The following is a 16,979-nucleotide window of genomic DNA, read 5'->3' on the forward strand; positions in this document are numbered from 1 at the left end:
TGGGGGAAGTTCAGTGAGCTGTGCAGGTCTAGACCAAGTCCCAGATTATTGCCGTTAGTTGAACATGTCCATACCAATCACGGCGCCGCCTCCCCACGCCCCGAACAGAACGCCACGGTCAGGTCCCGCACCAGCACCTTGCGCTCGTAGTCGTCGAGTTCGACGAGACCGCGCATGGTCAGCCGGGTCACCGTGTCCTCCACCGAGTCCACGACCGAGCTGAGCATGGTGGCCCGCTGCTGCGCGTCCAGCGCGGCGATCCGGCGGCGGTGCATGGCGGCGGCCACCTCCGGGGCGTACTCCACCCGCACGGGCTGCACGGAGAACACCTCGAGCCCGACGGGCGCCGCGTCCGCCACGACCATCCGGGTCAGCGCGTCCGTCGCCGCCTCCACGGCGCCCTTCCACGCACCCGGCATCTCCACCGGCACCCGGGCCAGCGCGGCCTCGACGCACTCGCGCAGATACGACTCGTGGTCCTCGACCCCGAGGGCGGCCCGCGCGGTGTCCCGCACCCGCCACACCACCAGCACCACCACCCGCAGCGCGACCCCGTTGCCGTCGGCCGCGGGCATCGGCTCGCTGCGCCAGTGCCGCAGCCGTACATCGACCCGGCGGCGCAGCACCAGCGGATTGACCCAGAGCAGGCCGGTGCGCCGGACCGTCCCGCGGTAGCGCCCGAACAGGCCGAGCACCCAGGCCCGCCCGGTGGTGCCCCGGGCCAGCCCGCCGAAGCCGAACAGACCGAGCGCCCCCGCCCCGGCGTACGCCGCCCACTGGGCCGAGCCGACACCGGCACCCACGTAGACCGGCAGCCGCAGCGCCTCCACGGCGAGCGACGGCAGCACGCCCGCCCACCAGGAGGTGGCCAGACACCCGGCCACACCGCCGACGCCGGCGAGCACCCCGGCCGCCCCGGGCAACACCCGCGCCGGGCGTTCGGACAGGTCGGGGTCGAGCTCCGGGACCGGCCGGGCCTTGGCGGGGGCCGGACGTCTGAGCCGCGGCTGCTCGCCGGTGCCCTGTCTGCGGGCCACCACCGCGGTCCGCATCGGCACCGGTGACGGGTCGGGGTCGTCACGGAACAGCAGATGGACGGGGATCTCGGTGGTGGCCTCGTTCTGGATCAGCCGGGCGGGACGGGTCGGCCCCTCGGGTGGTCCCTCCGGCTCGGGCGAGTGGGATGTGGTCGTACTCATGCGTGCCTCCAGCCTCCGCGCCAGATGCGTCACAACAGGTGGTACAGACGGGTCGTCAGGTCGTACGGACGGGTCACAGGGACGGGCAGGGCGAGGTCATGGGGACAGACCGGCGCCGCACATGGTCGTTCCGGGTCATCCGGGTCATGAGAAGAGCCGCCGCCAGGTCTCCGGGCCCGGATAGCCGTCCGCGGCACCGCCCCGCCACCCCTGGGAGCGCTGGAAGGCCTCGACCGCCCGCCGGTCCGCCTCGCCCCAGCGCGGCCCCGGCCTGGTGGCGTAGGTGGCGTAGACGGAGCCGAACCCCTTCTCGACCAGCCGCTGCCCCAGCTGGGTGACGTACTCGTTCTCCGCCCCCGGACGGAACAGGTTCCGGCCGGGATAGCCGGGGACACCGTGCGAGGCCGGCAGGCCGGCGGTGCCGGTCGCCGCGGGTGTCTTGGCCGTGCCGCCCGCCGCGGCCGGGATGTTCTTGCCCTTCCCGGTCGTCAGCAGGTCCCAGGTGACCGGTCCGGGCAGGCCGTCGGCGGCCGTGCCGGTCCACCCCTGGGCCTGCTGGAACGCCTGGGTCGCCCGTCGGTCCGACTCCGTCCAGACGGGGCTCGGACCCTTGGTGTAGTAGGACCCGGCGCCGCGGGCGATCAGCATCCGGCCGAGCTGGGTGACGTAGTCGTTGTTCGCCCCGGGGCCGAAGAACTCCGCTCCCGGATACGGCACCGCCTTGGTGGTACTGGCCGGTTGCGCTCCCGCCGCGCTCTCGGTCACTCCCTTGTACCGGTAGGGGACGTACCGGTCGGAGTTGCTCCAGTAGGCGTAGGGGGTCGACTGGCGGCGGGCGTGCGGGGGTGTCTGTTCGTAGGCGGTGTAGTAGGTGTGCGTGTAGTCCGTCCAGCCGCCGAAGATCACGACGTGCGAGCCCTTCTCGGGGTTGTCGGGATTGTGGAACAGCAGGATGTCGCCGGGCTGGAGCGCGTCCTTGGCGATCTTCACCCCGTACTCGCCGAGGCTGCCGGTCCATTCGTTCCCCGGCAGCCCCCAGGCCATGGAGACATAGCCCGAGCAGTCCTGCCGGTAACCGTCGGACCAGTAGTCCTCCATGCTGTACGGCACCTTCGCGGCGATCCAGGTCTTGGCCCGGTTGATGATGTCCGTACGGGTGGTCGCGGGGGCGTCGGCCGGGGAGACGGGCCCCGCCGGCTTCCCGCGGGGGCCGTGCAGCGGCGCTCTGCCGCCCTGGGGGGTGTCGGACTCCCCGCCCTGCGGGGTGTCGGACCCGCCGTCCGCGGGGACGCCGGGCCGGTGGGGGGCATGGGAGGCGTGGGAGGCCGTGAGGGCCATGGCCGGCTGGCCCGCGCCGACGGCGGCGGACGCGGCGGCGGCCACGACCAGGGCGCGCCGGGCGGCCGGGTGACCGCCGAAGCGGCCGGCGAGAGGATACGGGCCCACCCGCCGCCAGTGGACGCATCCGGGGCAATCGCAGTCACTCACGGGATCGAATTCCTCGAATACCGGAGCCACCATGCGATTCCCCTCACATTCCTGATTCAAATGTCCGCAAATGTGCACATTGCACAGTTTCCCAACTGTCTTCCCGACGCGCATGTTGACGGTCCGAATGATGTACGGCCACCCGAGCGCCCCTCGGGGGCGGGGAGGGCCGGAGCCCACACCTCCCCGCTGGTCGGGAGCACCCCTGGAGGTCGGGTAGAGTTCTCGTTGTCAGCAGGCGCCGCTAGCTCAGTTGGTTAGAGCAGCTGACTCTTAATCAGCGGGTCCGGGGTTCGAGTCCCTGGCGGCGCACCGACCGGAAGGCCCCCTCGCCAGCGCGAGGGGGCCTTCCGCATGGCGGGTTCCATGGCCGGGTTCTTTCGTATGGCCGGAACCAGAGCCTCCTCCCGATTGGCCGGATACCCTCTGGCCATGGCAGCCCGAGACCTGCAGGAGCGGATCAAGAAGCTCATCGTCGACCGGCGACTGCCCCCCGGGGCCCCGCTGCCGACCGAGCCCGAGCTGATGGTGTTCCTCGGCGCGAGCCGGAACTCGGTGCGGGAGGCGCTGAAGGCGCTCCAGGCGATGGGCATCGTGGAGATCCGGCACGGCTTCGGCACATATGTCGGCCCGATGTCCCTCGCACCCATGATCGAGGGCCTGGCCTTCCGGACGGTCGCCGGGCACTACCGGGGCGAGGACTCCCTGCTCCAGCTGCTCGAACTGCGCGAGGCGGTGGAGAGCGGACTGGTCGCCCGGCTGGCCGGACGACTGCCGGAATCCGACCTGATTGAACTGGAAGGTCTTGTCGTCCGTATGGAACAGGAGGCCGCACAGGGAGCCGGCCTCGCCGAGACCGACCGAGCGTTTCACGCCACCCTCTACCGAGGGCTGGACAACGTGTTGCTGAGCGAGGTGCTGGAGGCATTCTGGGACGCCTTCCACCGCGTCCAGCGGGATCTGCTGGACGTACCGCAGGACCCGAGGGTCACCTGCCGCCAGCACCGGGAAATCCTGGACGCGGTCCGGTCCGGTGATTCCATACGGGCGGAGGAGGCCATAAGAGACCACTTCGGCAATATCCGTGCCCGCCTGTCAACGACCGACACGACTCATCCACAAGATCCCCACACGCGCCACAATGAACGCGTATGACCGGTAAACACCGTGTTTCCCATCTTGCGATCATGAACACCACCGTAGAACCCTGGTTGTTCAAGCTGCGGCGTTTTCGCGGCACTTGGGGGGTAGGTAAGCGGTTGCCAGGTCTGCGGGGAGAAGGGGCCCCGTCCAGGAACGGATGCCGAGGGGGGCATCTTGCAACCGGAGGACCGCAGTCCATGTCTATAAGGTGTGGAGAGCCTGTGGCCCAATTGACGCGGCCGGGCGGGTCAAGGGGGACCTGACGGCCGATCGGAAACCGACAGACACGCGGTGACCCGCGTGTGGGGGGATGACTCATGACGTCGACGCCGTCCGGCGCCCGACGGGAATTCGACCCGTCACAGACCACCCAGCTAAGGATGCCTTCGCACCGGACCGGACAATTCCGCCGGATAAAGAAGACCCTGCCGAGATACGACTACGAGCATTACAGCCGGCTGGCGGGCCCCCTCACCCAGCCGGATCCCAGCAAGCCGTACAAGGTGCAGTACCGCTCTCTGCTCTCACAGGAGCCGCACCGGGTACGGGCCGCACTCATGCTGGGCGCGGCGCCACTGCTCTCACTGGTCCTGCTCGGCTGGCTGCTCCAGCCGGAGCACTGGACCGAACGCGACTACCCGGCCTACGACTTCCTGCCGGCCCTCGACGTCGTCATGCTCGTCTCGATCGGTCTGATCGAGTTCTTCCGCTGCATGAACGTGCTGTCCAACGCGCACGCCACCCTGGTCGCCCGCGACCCGGTCCCGGTCGTGCCCGAGACCGGCACCCGCGTCGCCTTCCTCACCTCCTTCGTACCCGGCAAGGAGCCGCTGGAGATGGTGACGAAGACGCTGGAGGCGGCGGTGAAGCTGCGTCACCGGGGCGTGCTGCACGTCTGGTTGCTCGACGAGGGCGACGACCCGGCCGTCAAGGAGGTCTGCGCCCGCCTCGGCGTCCACCACTTCACCCGCAAGGGCGTCGCGCACTGGAACCAGCCCAAGGGGCCGCACCGCGCCAAGACCAAGCACGGCAACTACAACGCCTGGCTGGAGGCGCACGGCGACGAGTACGACTTCTTCGCCTCGGTCGACACCGACCACGTACCGCTGCCCAACTACCTGGAGCGGATGCTCGGTTACTTCCGCGACCCGGACGTCGGCTTCGTCATCGGCCCGCAGGTGTACGGCAATTACGACACGTTCGTCACCAAGGCCGCCGAGTCGCAGCAGTTCCTCTTCCACGCGCTGATCCAGCGGGCCGGCAACCGCTACGGCGCCCCGATGTTCGTCGGCACCTCCAACGCCGTGCGCATCAAGGCCATCAAGCAGATCGGCGGCCTGTACGACTCGATCACCGAGGACATGGCCACCGGCTTCGAGATGCACCGCGCCAAGAACCCCGCGACGGGCCGGAAGTGGCGCTCCGTCTACACGCCGGACGTGCTGGCCGTCGGCGAGGGCCCGAACGCCTGGACGGACTTCTTCACCCAGCAGATGCGCTGGTCGCGCGGGACGTACGAGACGATCCTCAAGCAGTACTGGAAGGGCTTCTTCTCGCTGCCGCCCGGCAAGCTCTTCAACTACACGATGATGATCATCTTCTACCCGATGTCCGCGCTCAACTGGATCCTGGCGGCGCTGAGTTGCGCGCTGTTCCTGGGTCTGGGCGCCTCGGGTGTGAACATCGACCCGACCGTGTGGCTGATGCTCTACGGCAACGCGTCCGCGCTGCAGATCGGCCTGTACATCTGGAACCGGCGCCACAACGTTTCGCCGCACGAGCCGGAGGGCTCCGGCGGTGTCGCGGGCATGGTGATGTCGGCGCTGTCCGCGCCGATCTACGCCCGCTCGCTGATGGACGCCGTACTGCGCCGCAAGAGCAAGTTCGTGGTGACGCCCAAGGGTGACTCGGCCAGCCCCGACACGCTGTTCGGGACCTTCCGGATCCACTGGTTCTTCATCCTGGTCTTCGGTGGTTCCCTGGCCGCCGGCTTCCTGTACGGGCACTCCCACCCCGCGATGATCACCTGGGCGGTCTTCGCCATGCTGATCACCGCCTCCCCGATCTTCGCCTGGCGCCACGCACTGCGCCAGGACAGGAAGAAGCCCGCCGAACCTGTGGTCACCGAGCCGCAGGACGCGGTTCCGCCCCCGGCCCCGGCGGCCCCGCCGCCGCACGCTCCGCAGCAGCGGCCGAGCTGGGCCGCCACGCACGGGGGCAACGACCAGAACATGCAGATCGCGCTCGGTGGACTTGGGGGACGTAAGGAATGAACGACAGTGCCGGCCGCCGCCGAGCCCGCAGACTTGCGATAGGCACGGCGGTGGTACTCGCGCTGGCCGGGATGAACGGTCCGTGGCTGTACCGCTTCGGAACCGAGCAGTACCACCAGTACAAGATCAACAGACCCGAGTACAAGGCCGAGAACGGCCACTGGGACATCATCGAGTTCCCCAAGGAGTACCGCCAGGACACCATTCACGCGGCGCTCCTGCACACGGGCAAGGTGCTGTTGATCGCGGGGTCGGGCAACAACCAGGACAACTTCAACGCGAAGAAGTTCGACACCCGCATCTGGGACCCGGTCAAGGGCACCATCAAGAAGGTGCCGACACCCGCCGACCTGTTCTGCACCGGCCACACCCAGCTGGCCAACGGCAATCTCCTGATCGCCGGCGGCACCAGGCGCTACGAGAAGCTCAAGGGCGATGTCACCAAGGCCGGCGGCCTGATGGTGGTGCACAACGAGAACCCGGACAAGCCGATCACGCTGCCGGCGGGGACCAAGTTCACCGGCAAGGAGAACGGCAAGACCTTCGTGTCCAAGGACCCGGTCCTCGTGCCGCGCGCGAAGAAGGTCTTCGACCCGGACACCGGCGCGTTCCTGCGCAACGACCCGGGCCTGGGCCGTATCTACGTGGAGGCGAAGCAGAGCGGCTCCAAGTACGAGACCGGCACCCAGGACAACTACCGGGTGCAGGGCCTGACCGGCACCGACGCGCGCAACACGTACGGCATCGCGCAGAAGCTCGCCCTCGACAAGAAGGACTTCCAGGGGATCAGGGACGCCTACGAGTTCGACCCGGTCGCCGAGAAGTACATCAAGGTCGACCCGATGAACGAGGCCCGCTGGTACCCGACGCTCACCACCCTGAGCGACGGCAAGATCCTCAGCGTCTCCGGCCTCGACGACATCGGCCAGCTGGTCCCGGGCAAGAACGAGATCTTCGACCCCAAGACCAGGAAGTGGACGTACACGCCGAAGATCCGGCAGTTCCCGACCTACCCGGCGCTGTTCCTGATGCAGAACGGGAAGATCTTCTACTCCGGTTCCAACGCGGGCTACGGCCCCGACAACGTGGGCCGCGACCCGGGCATCTGGGACGTGACCACCAACAAGTTCAGCAAGCTGCCGGGGCTGAGTGACGCGGGCGAGATGGAGACGTCCGGGACCGTGCTGCTGCCTCCGGCGCAGAACGAGAAGTACATGGTCATCGGCGGCGGTGGCGTCGGCGAGTCCAAGCTGTCCAGCAACAAGACCCGGCTGATCGATCTGAAGTCCGCGAACCCCAGGTTCGTGGACGGGCCGACGCTGGAGAAGGGCACGCGCTACCCGCAGTCCTCGATCCTGCCCGACGACACCGTGCTGGTGTCGGGCGGCTCGGAGGACTACCGGGGCCGCGGCGACTCCAACATCCTCCAGACACGGCTCTACCACCCGGACAGCAACAGCTTCACCAGGGTGGCCGACCCGTTGGTGGGCCGGAACTACCACTCCGGGTCGATCCTGCTGCCCGACGGACGGATCATGTTCTTCGGGTCCGACTCGCTGTACGGGGACAAGGCCAACACCAAGCCGGGCACGTTCGAGCAGCGCATCGAGATCTACACGCCGCCGTATCTGTACCGGGACTCACGGCCGTCCCTGTCGGGCGGACCGCAGACGATCGCCCGGGGCGCGTCGGGGACGTTCACCTCGCAGCACGCGTCGACGATCAAGAAGGTACGGCTGATCCGCCCGAGCGCGTCCACGCATGTGACGGACGTCGATCAGCGCTCCGTCGCGCTGGACTTCAAGACGTCCGGAAACAAGATCACGGTGACGGTGCCGAAGAGCCGGAATCTGGTGCAGTCCGGTTGGTACATGCTGTTCGTGGACGACGATCAGGGCACGCCGTCCAAGGCGCAGTGGGTCAAGGTTCCGTAGAAGCGACGCACTTGGGGGCACCCTCCGACGGGAGGGCGCCCCCTTGGGCCACTCGCCTGCTATTTGCCGGCGTTCGCGAGCTCGAGTGCGTACGACGGCCACCAGGCTCCCGCCTTCGGGCCTCCCTTGCACTGGCCGTCGGACTCCCCGGGCCGCTTGACCCACAGATACGCGTCCACCAGCGGATCCGCCGTCTTCGTCGTCGGCGCCTCCCCCAGTGCCCGGCCCGGCGGGTTGCACCAGCGCTCGTCCGGACTGCCCGCCGTGTAGGGGCCGTTGCCGTTGCGGCTGGTGTCGATGACGAAGTGCTTGTTGCCGACCTTCGCCGAGAGCTGCTTGCCGTAGGCGATGGAGTCCTGGGTGGAGTAGAAGTTGGAGACGTTGAGGGCGAAGCCGTCGGCCTGGTCGATGCCCGCCGACTTCAGGGGCTGGAAGATCTGGTCGGGGTGGCCCCAGCCCGCGTTCCCCGCGTCCAGGTACACCTTCGTGTTCTTCAGGGACTTCAGCTTGGCGATGGCGCCCTTGAGGAGGTCGTAGCGCTCCTCGTGGAACTCGTCCGGGGTGCAGCCGTCCACCAGGTGCAGTATCGCGTCCGGCTCCAGGACGACCATCGCGGAGCGGTCGCCGATGCCCTTGGCCACGCCGTCGATCCAGGCGCGGTAGGCGTTGCCGTCGGCCGCGCCGCCCTGCGAGTACTGGCCGCAGTCGCGGTGCGGGATGTTGTAGAGGACGAGCAGTGCCGTGCGGTCGGACTTCTCGGCGGCCTCGGTGAAGCCCTGGGCCTCCTGCTCGGGGTTCTCCGGGCCGATCCACTCCCCCGTCGGCTGCTCGGCGATCTTTCTGATCTGCTCGGCGTCGTCCTTCTTGCCGTTCTTCTCGTAGGCGGCGACCTGCCGGGCCGCGGTGCCGTCCGGGTTCACCCAGAACGGGTCCACGCCCTTGGGCTGTTGGGTGATCTTCGCCCCCTGACCGGCGTCGTCCCCTCCGTCCCCGGAGGAGCATCCCGCGATCAGCAGTCCCGCCCCGAGCATCACTGCGGCCGCCCTGCTGCCGTACATCCAACTCCCCCTTGGGTGCACCGTTCCAAGGGTCAATCGTGACATACCCACCGCGCCGGTCACGAGATCGCACGGGCCTTGTCGGAGACCTGTTACCTGGACAGCCGCGGTTGCGCCAAACACTCCGGCGCAGTGTCACCTGCGGGGATGACGGAGAGCCACCAGGTTGGGACTTCCCGTCAACTTCCTCTAGGCCCAGGGGTGTCATCCGTTCTAGAGTCGTTCCATCCGGTCCCGGCCACCGGCCGGATGTGCACCCACCGTGGTTTCCAGGCCTCCCGCGCCGGTCGCCGGGCTACTCCCGCAGCCCGCGCGAGCGCGGTCGAGGACCGGCCCGGTCGGCGGCTTCGGGGGGAGCGAGCCGTCGGCCGGGCCAGGTGCTCAATTCCGTGCCTACGGTTCCGTGCCGGTGAGGTACGCCGACACCACCACGTTGGCTGTATAGCGGTGGGTGGCTCGGTCGAAGCTGCCGCCGCAGGTGATCAGCCGCAGCTCGGCGCGGCCCGCCTGCCGTGGCCCGTAGGCCTGCCGGGCGTCGAAGTCGTCGCGGGGCAGGACCTGTACGTCGTCCACGGTGAAGTCGGCGACCCTGCCGTCGGCGCGGACCACCCGGACCGTCTCGCCGGGCTGCATCGTGCTGATCTTGTAGAAGACGGCGGGCCGGGTCGTGGTGTCCACGTGCCCCACCATCAGTGCGGTGCCGACCGCCCCGGGTTTCACCCCGGCCGCGTACCAGCCCACCACTCCCGGCTGGTCGAAGGGCGGCGGTTCGATCGCCCCCTGCCGGTCCAGGCCTCGGCCGACGACCGGCGCCTGCACACCCAGTTCGGGAATGTCGATGCGCTGCGGCAGCGCATCGCCCAACGGCTCGGCCGCGGGCGGGAGTTCCGCCCCGGCCGGCCGTCCCACCCCGGCCACGTCGCCCGTCGCGGCACCGGATGTCCCCGGCGGTATGCCGGTCAGCTCGCGGCCCCACAGCCACAGGCCGAACAGCAGCACGGCCCAGGCCGCGCAGGTCACGAGCCGCCCGGTCCCGGTGGATCCCGCACCGTCGGACATGGTGACCGGCGCCCTCAGTCCGCCTCGCGGCTCCGGCGGGCACTGCGCAGCCCGACGGCGACCGCGGCGAGTCCGGCGAGGACGAGACCGACGACCGCCTGGGCGGTACCGGGGCCGTCCGCGTGGGCGTCCACGGAGGCGAAGTGCGCGGTACCACCGCCGCCCGCGTCGACGGGGGCGACGGGCGAGGCGGCGAGGGAGGAGAGCGGGTCCGGCCGAGACGCGTCCTGCGACGACGCCCCGGCGACGGTGAGCCTGCCGTTGACCACGGAGCCGGCGCAGCTCACCTTCACGTCGTAGGAGCCGGGCCGGGCCGCCGAGCGGACCTGTGTCTCGCCGGCCAGCGCGCCGGCGGCGCCGACCAGCCGTGCGTCGGACACGAACGCCGGTGAGGCGGCAGTGCCGGACGTCCCGCCGCAGCCGCTCACCCGCAGCGCCACGACGGCGCCGGGGGCCGGGGTCGACGGGGTCACGGAGACTCCGCTTTCCGCCGCGTGGGCCGTCGGAACGAGAGCGGCGGCACCCAGGAGTCCTGTACAGAGAGTGAGGCGTAGTGAGCCCATCGTGAAACCTCCAGATATCTGGAGACTCCCCCCACGGGCCCACCGACGCATCCTCCAGGGGCCTTCCGCTACTCCGAACGGGTTGGTCCGGGTTTCGAACCCACGTCTCAGACCCGGTCGACCAGCTCCGCGATCGAGTCCACGATCTCGGACGGCCGGAACGGGAAGCGGTCGACCTCCGCCGGCTGGGTGACACCGGTCAGCACCAGGAAGGTCCGCATCCCGGCCTCCAGGCCCGCGAGGACATCGGTGTCCATACGGTCGCCGATCATGGCGGAGGTCTCCGAGTGGGCGCCGATCGCGTTCAGTCCGGCCCGCATCATCAGCGGGTTGGGCTTGCCGACGAAGTACGGTGTCTTGCCGGTCGCCGCGGTGATCAGGGCCGCGACCGAGCCGGTGGCGGGCAGGGCGCCCTCGACGGAGGGCCCGACGTTGTCGGGGTTGGTGGCGATGAACCGGGCGCCGTCGTTGATGAGCCGCACGGCCTTCGTCATGGCCTCGAAGGAGTACGTGCGGGTCTCGCCGAGGATCACGAAGTCGGGCTCGTGGTCCGTCAGGATGTAGCCGACGTCGTGCAGGGCGGTGGTCAGCCCCGCCTCACCGATGACGTACGCGCTGCCGCCGGGCCGCTGGTCGGCGAGGAACTGGGCGGTGGCCAGCGCGGACGTCCAGATGTTCTCCTCCGGCACGTCCAGCCCCATGCGGCGCAGCCGGGCGTGCAGGTCGCGCGGGGTGTAGATGGAGTTGTTGGTGAGCACGAGGAACGGTCTGCCGGACTCACGCAGCTTCTTCAGGAAGGAGTCTGCGCCGGGGATGGGGACACCCTCGTGGATGAGCACCCCGTCCATGTCGGTGAGCCACGACTCGATGGGTTTACGGTCTGCCATGTCTTGCGTCTCCTGGCGTGCGTACGGTCATGAGCTGGGGGCGCCGGAACCACGGCGTACCGACGCCTCCAGCCTAATCAGCCCCGCGTGATACGGACCCCGTCGATCACGCGGTACCGGCGACGCAGCCGCCAGGGAGCCGGTCAGCTGCCGGTGGCGGACTTCTAGTCCTCGACGTACGACGTGAGGTTCTTGTCGATGTCGTTCCAGTCCGGGGTGAAGATGTCGACGCCGCCCATCAGCCGGGCGAGCGCGAGGGCGTTGACGTCGCCGGAATCCAAATCCCGGTGTGCGCACGGGTCGTCACGTCGTCTACAACCTGCACGGGCACCGCTGACCGTCGTACGCCAGTACACCGAGCACCAGCAACATCCCGTTTGATAACCGTCGTTGGCGCGGGTCAACAGTGCCGATCCGTACCGCGCCTTCACGGCGTAGAACTTGGGGATGCGCCCGTGCTCGGGGATGCCGGAGCGGACGGGGGTGACCGGTGGTGAGCGCGGACCCCTGCGCCCGCGCGGCTCAGCGCCGTCTGCGTGCCATCAGATACGCGCCCCCGCCGACGACCAGCAGGACGGCGGCACCGGCGAGAGCACCGTGCCCGGCGCCCAGCCCGGTCCGCGCGAGCTCCCAGGCCCGCGAACCGGCACCTTCACCGGCTCGGATGTCGTCCCGGTCCCCTCCCCCGCCTTCGTCTCCGCCGTCTCCTCCGTCTCCTCCGTCATCTGCGCTCTCCTCGGCCACCGGGGTCTGTTCCGGCTCCTTCGTCGGCGTGGATTCCTCGGCCGTGGGGAGCGGGGTGCCCGAGCCGCTGGGTGTGGCGGACCGGGGAGTCGCCGTGGGGGTGGGGATGGGCCCGGGTTCGACGCCGATCCCGAACCGGTAGTCGTTGGACTGCCCGATCCAGTCGCCGTCCTGGTTGTGGCGCTGTACGAGGGCCGCGTTGGCGGTGACCGCGTTCGTCACGGCGTCGGAGGTGAGGGAGAGCCGGACCTTGACGCTGACGGTCTTGCCGGGGCCCACGGTGAAGCCGGGGAAGCCGTCCGCGTCGAACACGCCGATGAGCTCGTGCGCGTCGGTGGTCTCGAAGCGGACGTCGTGGGCCGTCGCCCCGTCGTAGAACTCCAGCTTGGGCTGCGAGGCCTTGAGGGCACGTTTGTCGTCGACGAACACGAGGACGGGGTGTACGGCGGCGCAGGTCTGGCGGGTGGTGTTGGTCAGGTCGATGTACCAGGTGCCGTACCCGCCGCCGGCCTCATAGGTGGTGGGACCGTCATGGATCCGGCTGGTGAGCGGAAAACGCTGGTTGTCGGCGCTCGCGCAGGGTGCGGCGGAGTCCGCCCACGCGACCGCCGACGGCAGGGGGACGAGAACGGCGGCTGCGGCGAGGCAGAGGGACAGGGGCGTGCACAGTCGCATGAACACATAACCATCCCGGGCGGGGTGGCCGACGGACGGTGCCATGCCGGGCGGACACCTCGAACGGCGGCGCGGATCCGCCCGATCGGCGCAGACGCGTACGCCCTGCGGCAGGCAGACGTCAGCCGTCCGCCCGCCCGAACACCGGCGCCAGCATCAGCTGCGCCGCCCCCTCCGCCACCCCGCCGGAGGCGACCCGCACGGGAACCGCCCCGCCGAGCGCCCCCTCCCGCCGAGCGCGCTCCTCCAACACCCCGGCAACGCCCCGCACGAAGATCTCCGGCGCCGCGGCGACCGTACGACCGCCGAGGAGCACCTGATCGATGTCGAGCAGCCCGACGAGATTCGCCGCCCCCGCCCCCAGCACTCGGGCCGCCTCCGTCAAGTCCCCCCGTCCCACGGCCGCCAGGCACAGCGCCTCGATGCACCCGCGCCCACCGCACCCGCACACCGGCCCGTCGAGCTGGATGACCTGGTGCCCGAACTCCCCCGCCCCGGTCCGCGCCCCCCGGTGCACACTCCCGCCGATCACCAGACCGGCGCCGAGCCCCGTACCGAGATGCAGATAGGCGAACGACCCGCCCTCGCCCGCGACGGCCAGCCCGAGCGCCGCCGCGTTGGTGTCCTTGTCGACCACGACGGGAATCCCGAGCCGCCCGGCGAGCGCGTCCCGCAACGCGAAGCCGTCCCACTCCGGGAACCCGGTGACGCGGTGCAGGACGCCGTTGGTGTGGTCGAGAGGGCCGGGAGAGGCGACGCCCATTCCCAGGAGGGACGCCCGCATTCCCGGGAGGGATGCCCGCGTTCTCAGGAGGGACACCCGCGCCCCGGACACCAGCCCCTCCACCTCCCGTGCCGCGGCCTCGACCACCGGCTCCGCCCCGGCCCCGAAGTCCAGGCCGGTCCGGACCTCGCCGACGACCGCCCCGGTGAGATCGCAGAGCACCGCCCGCAATTCGTCGCGGTCCAGCTGCACCCCCACCGCGTGCCCCGCCTCCGGCACCAGCCGCAGCACGGTCCGCGGCTTGCCTCCGGTGGACACCCGCCGCCCCGCCTCCGCCGCGAACCCCTGCTCCCGCAGCCGCGCGGTGATCTTGCTGACGGCCTGCGGGGTGAGCCCTGTCCGCTCGGCGAGCTCGAGCCGGCTGATGCCCTCCGCACCGGCCGTACGCAGCAGGTCCAGCACCAGCGCGGTGTTGTGACTGCGTACGGCGAGCAGATTCGCTCCCGTGGGGCCGCTGCCGCTCTTCGTCCTGTTCACGCCACCCATTCTCCCCACCACTTGCACTTTGGCAACAGCGTTGCGAAAGTGGGACGCATGACTGCTGGTACCCCCCTCCGCGTGGGCCTGGTCGGCTACGGCCTCGCGGGTTCCGTCTTCCACGCCCCCCTGGTCGCCGCCACCGAGGGCCTCGCCCTCGACACGGTGGTCACCTCGAACCCCGAGCGGCAGGAGCAGGCCCGCGCCGAGTTCCCGGACGTCCGGCTCGCCACCGCACCGGACGAGCTGTTCGACCGCGCCGACGAGCTGGACCTGATCGTCATCGCGTCCCCGAACAGGACGCACGTCCCGCTCGCCACCGCCGCCCTGAAGGCGGGTCTCCCGGTCGTGGTGGACAAGCCGATCGCGGGCACGGCGGCCGAGGCCCGCGATCTCGCCGCGCTCGCCGAGGAGCGCGGGCTGCTGCTCTCGGTCTTCCAGAACCGCCGCTGGGACAACGACTTCCTGACCGTCCGCAGGCTGATCAGCCACGGCGAACTGGGTGACGTATGGCGGTTCGAGTCCCGCTTCGAGCGGTGGCGGCCGCAGCCCAAGGGCGGCTGGCGCGAGTCCGGCGACCCCGCAGAGATCGGAGGTCTGCTCTACGACCTCGGCAGCCATGTCGTCGACCAGGCCCTGGTCCTCTTCGGCCCCGCCACCCAGGTGTACGCCGAGACCGACCACCGCCGTTCTGGCGCGGAGACCGACGACGACACCTTCATCGCCGTCACCCACGCGAGCGGTGTCCGCTCCCACCTCTACGTCTCCGCGACGACCGCTCAACTCGGCCCCCGTTTCCGGGTTCTCGGCTCGCGTGCGGGCTACGTGAAGTACGGCCTGGACCCGCAGGAGGCGGCACTGCGGGAGGGGCTGCGGCCCGGCCCGCAGTGGGGCGCGGAGCCCGAGTCGCTCTGGGGCCGTCTCGGCTCCGGCCAGTCCCCGCTGACCGGCGGCGGCGATCCCGTCCCGACCCTGCCCGGCGACTACCCCGCCTACTACGCGGCCGTGGCCGCGGCCCTCACCGGCGCCGGCCCCAACCCGGTGACCGCCCTGGAGGCGGCCGCCGCCCTCGACGTACTGGAGGCGGCCCGGCGTTCCGCCCGTGACGGTGTGGCGGTGACCCTCTGATGCACCACCCGAAGATCACCCCGAAGTTCACCCCCGAGATCACCCCGTCCGTCGAGGAGCTGGAGACCCAGGAACGACACCTGGTCTTCCCGCGGTTCACCCACGACGACGCCTGGGCGCTGGGCTCCCTCCTCGTCGAGCTGGCCCGCGAGCGCCAGGCCCCCCTGGCCATCGACATCCACCGCTCGGGCCAGCAGCTCTTCCACGCGGCGCTGCCCGGCTCCACCCCCGACAACGACGCCTGGATCGCCCGCAAGCGCCGGGTGGTGGAGCGCTACGGCGCCTCCTCCTACCTCGTCGGCGCCCGCTTCCGGGCCAAGGGCACGACGTTCGAGGAGGCCTCCCGCCTCGACCCCGACACATACGCGGCGCACGGCGGGTCGTTCCCGGTCAACGTGGAGAACGTGGGCATCATCGGTGCGGTCACCGTCTCCGGTCTGCCCCAACTCCAGGACCACCGCTTCGTGGTGGAGGCGCTGGAGCAGTTCCTGGGCCGGCCGCCCCAGTAGTCACCGGCGGGATTAACTCGAGGCTCCCTCCGGTTGGCACTGTCCAGACATCTGACAGCCGGAGGGAACGGAACCGATGAGCGGCACCCTGAAGGAAACGGTCGGCCGGTACGGCATCTGGAGCGTCGGGCTCCGCTCTGAGGACCCGGCCCGCCGCGCCGAGATCGCCGAGGCGGCCGCCGAACTGGAGGAACTCGGCTACGGCGCGGCCTGGTTGGGCGGCAGCAGCGCGGCCCACCACGCCGTACCACTGCTGGAGTCGACCTCCCGGCTCGCCGTCGGCACCAGCATCCAGAGCATCTGGCAGTACGAGGCCGACGCGAGCGCCGCCGCCTTCGCCGAGGTCGAGACGGCCCACCCCGGCCGCTTCGTGCTCGGCCTCGGGGTGAGCCACGCCAAGCTCGCGGACCAGTACCGGCGCCCGTACTCGGCCCTGGTCGCCTACCTGGACGCCCTGGACGCGGCCGGGGTCCCCGCGAACCGCCGGGTCCTGGCCGCCCTCGGCCCGAAGCTCCTGGAGCTGAGCCGGGACCGGGCGGCGGGCGCGGTCCCGTACCTGGTCACACCCGAGCACACCGCCCAGGCCCGCGAGATCCTCGGCGAAGCGCCCTTGCTGGCACCGGAGTTCAAGGTCGTCCTGGAGACCGACCCGGCCCGCGCCCGCGCACTGGCCCGCGACAGCCTCGCCATGTACCTCACCCTCCCCAACTACACCAACAGCTTCCTGCGCCTGGGCTTCACCGAGGACGACCTGGCCTCCGGCGGCAGCGACCGTTTGATCGACGCGCTGTACGCGTGGGGCGGCGAGGACCGGATCAGGGACCGCGTGACCGCCTTCCACGAGGCGGGCGCGGACCACGTGGCACTCCAGGTGGTGAACGACGACACGAGGGACGCCCTGCCGAGGGAGGAGTGGCGCAGGCTGGCGGCACTGCTGGCGTGAGCGGAGATACCTCAGGGGTGCGGGGCTGTATCGATATGCGGCTCCGCCGCGTGGGCGCGACCAGTCACATCCGACCCGCGGACAGAGAACTCCCCGCGGTTCCCCGGCCCTCGGA

The 16,979-nt window shown here is 70.3% G+C and carries 14 protein-coding genes, 1 tRNA gene and 1 pseudogene; 7 read left to right on the top strand and 9 right to left on the bottom strand.

Annotation, left to right across the window (positions count from 1 at the left end; translation table 11 throughout):
* Positions 1-77: 77 nt before the first annotated feature.
* Together N8I87_RS15110 and N8I87_RS15115 are read right to left on the bottom strand one after the other, a co-directional pair.
* Positions 78-1,199 (bottom strand): SPFH domain-containing protein, encoded by a 1,122-nt coding sequence (locus N8I87_RS15110; RefSeq protein WP_263209107.1) that lies wholly within the window; start codon positions 1,197-1,199, stop codon positions 78-80.
* 144 nt (positions 1,200-1,343) lie between these two features.
* Positions 1,344-2,720 carry a peptidoglycan-binding protein gene (locus N8I87_RS15115; protein WP_263209109.1) on the bottom strand — a complete coding sequence of 459 codons (1,377 nt, stop codon included), beginning with the start codon at positions 2,718-2,720 and terminating at the stop codon, positions 1,344-1,346.
* A 205-nt stretch (positions 2,721-2,925) separates the two neighbouring features.
* Here N8I87_RS15115 and N8I87_RS15120 point away from each other — a divergent pair.
* From N8I87_RS15120 to glxA, 4 genes are all read left to right on the top strand, one after another.
* Positions 2,926-2,999 (top strand) — tRNA-Lys (locus N8I87_RS15120).
* A gap of 120 nt (positions 3,000-3,119) precedes the next feature.
* Complete coding sequence (locus N8I87_RS15125) at positions 3,120-3,842, top strand: FadR/GntR family transcriptional regulator (RefSeq protein WP_263209110.1); 723 nt, start codon at positions 3,120-3,122, stop codon at positions 3,840-3,842.
* 305 nt (positions 3,843-4,147) lie between these two features.
* The gene (locus tag N8I87_RS15130; RefSeq protein ID WP_263209111.1) at positions 4,148-6,103 is read left to right on the top strand and encodes a glycosyltransferase family 2 protein; all 1,956 of its coding nucleotides are present in this window, start codon (positions 4,148-4,150) and stop codon (positions 6,101-6,103) included.
* Positions 6,100-8,037 (top strand): radical copper oxidase GlxA, encoded by a 1,938-nt coding sequence (gene glxA, locus N8I87_RS15135; RefSeq protein WP_263209112.1) that lies wholly within the window; start codon positions 6,100-6,102, stop codon positions 8,035-8,037. The genes N8I87_RS15130 and glxA overlap by 4 nt, the downstream gene beginning before the upstream one ends.
* A 59-nt stretch (positions 8,038-8,096) precedes the next feature.
* On the opposite strand, the gene N8I87_RS15140 is transcribed toward glxA, so the two are convergent.
* From N8I87_RS15140 to N8I87_RS15170, 7 genes and pseudogenes are all read right to left on the bottom strand, one after another.
* Positions 8,097-9,095 (bottom strand): glycoside hydrolase family 6 protein, encoded by a 999-nt coding sequence (locus N8I87_RS15140; RefSeq protein ID WP_263209114.1) that lies wholly within the window; start codon positions 9,093-9,095, stop codon positions 8,097-8,099.
* 393 nt (positions 9,096-9,488) lie between these two features.
* Positions 9,489-10,154 (bottom strand): class F sortase, encoded by a 666-nt coding sequence (locus N8I87_RS15145; RefSeq protein WP_263209115.1) that lies wholly within the window; start codon positions 10,152-10,154, stop codon positions 9,489-9,491.
* Between the two features lie 14 nt (positions 10,155-10,168).
* Positions 10,169-10,717: a hypothetical protein gene (locus tag N8I87_RS15150; RefSeq protein WP_263209116.1), complete on the bottom strand. Its 549-nt coding sequence runs from the start codon at positions 10,715-10,717 to the stop codon at positions 10,169-10,171.
* Between the two features lie 107 nt (positions 10,718-10,824).
* Positions 10,825-11,604, bottom strand: a complete 780-nt coding sequence (locus N8I87_RS15155) for an HAD-IIA family hydrolase (RefSeq protein ID WP_263209117.1) — start codon at positions 11,602-11,604, stop codon at positions 10,825-10,827.
* A gap of 383 nt (positions 11,605-11,987) precedes the next feature.
* A pseudogene (locus N8I87_RS44355) lies at positions 11,988-12,071 on the bottom strand (GntR family transcriptional regulator); the annotation flags it as partial.
* Between the two features lie 55 nt (positions 12,072-12,126).
* Positions 12,127-13,068 (bottom strand): hypothetical protein, encoded by a 942-nt coding sequence (locus N8I87_RS15165; protein WP_263209118.1) that lies wholly within the window; start codon positions 13,066-13,068, stop codon positions 12,127-12,129.
* A gap of 76 nt (positions 13,069-13,144) precedes the next feature.
* Positions 13,145-14,293 (bottom strand): ROK family transcriptional regulator, encoded by a 1,149-nt coding sequence (locus N8I87_RS15170; protein WP_263209119.1) that lies wholly within the window; start codon positions 14,291-14,293, stop codon positions 13,145-13,147.
* Between the two features lie 48 nt (positions 14,294-14,341).
* Here N8I87_RS15170 and N8I87_RS15175 point away from each other — a divergent pair, with 48 nt between their 5' ends.
* From N8I87_RS15175 to N8I87_RS15185, 3 genes are all read left to right on the top strand, one after another.
* A complete protein-coding gene (locus N8I87_RS15175) occupies positions 14,342-15,412 on the top strand; it encodes a Gfo/Idh/MocA family protein (protein WP_263209121.1) in 1,071 nt (356 codons plus the stop codon).
* Positions 15,412-15,921 (top strand): heme-degrading domain-containing protein, encoded by a 510-nt coding sequence (locus N8I87_RS15180; protein WP_263209122.1) that lies wholly within the window; start codon positions 15,412-15,414, stop codon positions 15,919-15,921. Before N8I87_RS15175 ends, N8I87_RS15180 begins: the two co-directional genes overlap by 1 nt.
* Before the next feature lie 76 nt (positions 15,922-15,997).
* Positions 15,998-16,864, top strand: coding sequence for an LLM class F420-dependent oxidoreductase (locus tag N8I87_RS15185; RefSeq protein WP_263209123.1), 867 nt, complete (start codon positions 15,998-16,000; stop codon positions 16,862-16,864).
* Positions 16,865-16,979 lie beyond the last annotated feature (115 nt).

Source organism: Streptomyces sp. HUAS 15-9 (genome assembly GCF_025642155.1).
GTDB lineage: Bacteria > Actinomycetota > Actinomycetes > Streptomycetales > Streptomycetaceae > Streptomyces.